This window comes from Aeromonas sp. QDB18, from assembly GCF_027705325.1.
Classification (GTDB): Bacteria; Pseudomonadota; Gammaproteobacteria; order Enterobacterales; family Aeromonadaceae; genus Aeromonas; species Aeromonas caviae.
Genome location: NZ_JAPDBQ010000243.1, coordinates 1 through 2,706, shown reverse-complemented (window position 1 = coordinate 2,706; position 2,706 = coordinate 1). Strand labels below are relative to the sequence as shown.

The window sequence follows — 2,706 nt, the reverse complement described above, 5'->3', positions numbered from 1 at the left end:
GTGTTGATCATTGGGGGCTGGCGAGTGGTGATTTATCCCAACGACCATCGTCCGGCGCATGTGCACGTGATTGGGGGCGGCTGCGAGGCGGTGTTTAATCTCTCAGGGGAGCAAGGCGGGCCTGAGCTGCGGGAAAACTACGGATTTGATAGTAAAGCGCTGAAGCGCATCTGGGCAGAGTTGCAAGGCAATCAAGCTCACCTGATAAGACAATGGGAGGTGATCCATGGAACTAACCGATGAAATGATTGCACAGGCAAATCAGCGCGGAGCCGAGGCTCGCAAGCGCAGTCCTGTTGCTACGAGCGTGCGTTATGACCGGAGGATCGGACGGGTTGTGATCGTCTTGTCGTCGGGGTTAGAACTGGCCTTTTCCCCTCATCTGGCGCAAGGGCTCGAAGCGGCTAAGCCTAGCGACTTGCAGGAGGTCGAAATCTCGCCGTCAGGGTTGGGAGTGCACTTTCCGAAGTTGGATGCAGATCTCTACTTGCCTGCTTTGCTGGAAGGGCTGTTGGGTTCGGCGAACTGGGCTGCATCCAAGATGGGGGCGAAGGGCGGCAAGGCAAAAACCCCCGCTAAAGTTGCAGCGGCGCGGGCAAACGGTGCAAAGGGTGGGCGCCCAAGAAAAAACGTGCCAGCGGCGGCCTGACTGCGGTAACGTACTGTCCAGAAAAGACAAACCCCGAATCTCTGTCCAATCAACTTGGCGGAAGATAACAGAGAGTTCGGGGTTGTGACGAATCACGAGGTAAAGAATACCACATGGATCACATCAAACAACCCTGCACCGCCAATAAGCGCGGTGACCGTTGGTAAAACCTGCAACAGCAGCATTCGTCGAGCGGCTCCCCAGTCGCCCCTACTGCACCAACGACAAATCGGCTGGACTGCTCATTCGTCCACAGGCCACAGCACTGGCCTATCGCCATATCCAGCACAACCCACCGCCCCATTGCCTCGGATCCCTGCTCTATCAAAAGGCGTTATTGAATAATCAAAATTTAAATTTGATGGTGGCCAGCGGCCCCAGCTAAGAGGATTTAATGGACAAGAAGCAAAAAGCGGCCCTGAACATGGCGAAGTTCATCAAGGGGCAGTCGCTGGAGTTGTTGGGGCGGCTGGAAGAGTTGGAGTTGGACGAGCGCGCCGAGCAGTGCGAACGGCTGCACGAGATGGCGGAGGAACTGCTGGCGGCGTTGCTGCGCGAGCTGCCGGTGGAGGCATGAACGCGGGTGATGCTGGCCCCAAAACCTGATCCCGCTAGATCCAGCCCTCAAACGCCCGCTCAGCCGTTGCACACTTTCCGCAAGGAAACGCCCTGGGTGGGGGCTTAAAACGCGCCAGAGCGCGGCTTGTGAGACCGATTTTCGGCAGGGGGCGTGTTTTAGCGGGTGGTGTCGGCGATTCACCATAACGTCCGTTATACGCACTTCAAAACTCCCTTCGGTTCGCCAGTTTTTGGCAAATTGCAGTACTGCAATCAGGTTGTGACGGCACTTGGATTGCGTGGTAAATTTAGGTATCACTAGGTAATACCATTGGCTAACAGTGAGGTTTTATGTCAGCAGCGACCAAACCCATGTCTATCAAACTTGATAGCGATACCCAAAGCCGGATCAAGCAGCTAGCTGCTGCCCGCGACCGTTCAGCGCACTGGATGATGCGCGAAGCTATCACCCAGTATGTTGAGCGCGAAGAGCGCAAGGAGGCGTTCCGCCGCGATACCCTCGATGCTTGGCAGGAGTTTCAGGAGACTGGTTTGCATGTCTCTCTTGACGAGGCCGACCAGTGGTTGGCTGGTTGGGGCACCGAGATTGAAGGTGGTGCACCTGCATGCCACAAGTGATCCTCTCTCCGGCTGCTCTGCGTGACCTTAAACGGCTGCGCGAGTTCTTGCACAGTAAGAGTCCGGTTGTTGCACAGCGAGCAGCCCAAACCATCCGCTCGGCGCTGACCCAGCTCGGGCAACAACCCGCGATGGGTCGTCCTATTGAAGGGCTCCCGGAGGCGTTCCGCGAGTGGGTGATCCCCTTTGGTGACAGTGGTTATCTGGCGCGTTACCGCTTAGAGGGCGAAACCGTAGTGATCTTGGCCCTGCGTCACCAACGCGAAGCTGGATTTATTTAGATGCTAAAATTCGCCATTTGAACATAAAAGGCGATGTGCGCCATTAAGCCTGAACGTCATGTTCGCGTTGACTTGGCGGAGTTATGTGGAAGACTATCTAACGCATTAGTATAGCCTTTCATATAACTGCAGTTAAGACTCAAGGGGTGTTTATGAATTCAGCGTTATTCGGATATTTCATTGGTGCATTTGCCTCATCACTTTTTATGGCGGCAGTTTGGTTAATAATCGCAAAAATAATACCTCCATTACGTTCCAGACCAAAAATTACATATTTCCCCGCTATGGCATTAGCACTTTTGGCTCAACTATTAACAATAAGTGGTCCAACAGCAATAAACTTTTCTGCAGCAGCTCTATGCATTGCGGTGTTGTTTTGGCAATTCAAGCGCGCGCAATCAAAATTGGAAGAGTGTAATGCATCGTCAGAAAGCAAATAGTCTTAAAAAATGCTTTTGTCTGATCGTCTAACTCGCGCGATGCCAGGCTGCGCCTTTCACCATAAATCAAAGACTTACATGTTGTGAACTGGCGACTATGTCCTTGCCTTACTCTATACCGAATTCTGAGGTGGCCCAC

6 protein-coding genes are annotated in these 2,706 nt (G+C 53.4%); all 6 read left to right on the top strand.

Features of this window, described 5'->3' with window-relative positions:
- Positions 1–243, top strand: a 243-nt coding sequence (locus OKC30_RS20475; protein WP_270668586.1) for a DUF4160 domain-containing protein, incomplete at its 5' end; no start/stop codon positions are given.
- Positions 227–649, top strand: a complete 423-nt coding sequence (locus OKC30_RS20470) for a DUF2442 domain-containing protein (RefSeq protein ID WP_041206020.1) — start codon at positions 227–229, stop codon at positions 647–649. The genes OKC30_RS20475 and OKC30_RS20470, both read left to right, overlap by 17 nt.
- Before the next feature lie 394 nt (positions 650–1,043).
- Positions 1,044–1,226 (top strand): Rop family plasmid primer RNA-binding protein, encoded by a 183-nt coding sequence (locus OKC30_RS20465; protein ID WP_005324832.1) that lies wholly within the window; start codon positions 1,044–1,046, stop codon positions 1,224–1,226.
- 353 nt (positions 1,227–1,579) lie between these two features.
- Positions 1,580–1,846, top strand: coding sequence for a CopG family ribbon-helix-helix protein (locus tag OKC30_RS20460; RefSeq protein WP_233421456.1), 267 nt, complete (start codon positions 1,580–1,582; stop codon positions 1,844–1,846).
- Complete coding sequence (locus OKC30_RS20455) at positions 1,834–2,127, top strand: type II toxin-antitoxin system RelE/ParE family toxin (RefSeq protein ID WP_041206022.1); 294 nt, start codon at positions 1,834–1,836, stop codon at positions 2,125–2,127. Before OKC30_RS20460 ends, OKC30_RS20455 begins: the two co-directional genes overlap by 13 nt.
- Positions 2,128–2,279: 152 nt before the next feature.
- Positions 2,280–2,567 (top strand): hypothetical protein, encoded by a 288-nt coding sequence (locus OKC30_RS20450; protein ID WP_147273935.1) that lies wholly within the window; start codon positions 2,280–2,282, stop codon positions 2,565–2,567.
- Positions 2,568–2,706 lie beyond the last annotated feature (139 nt).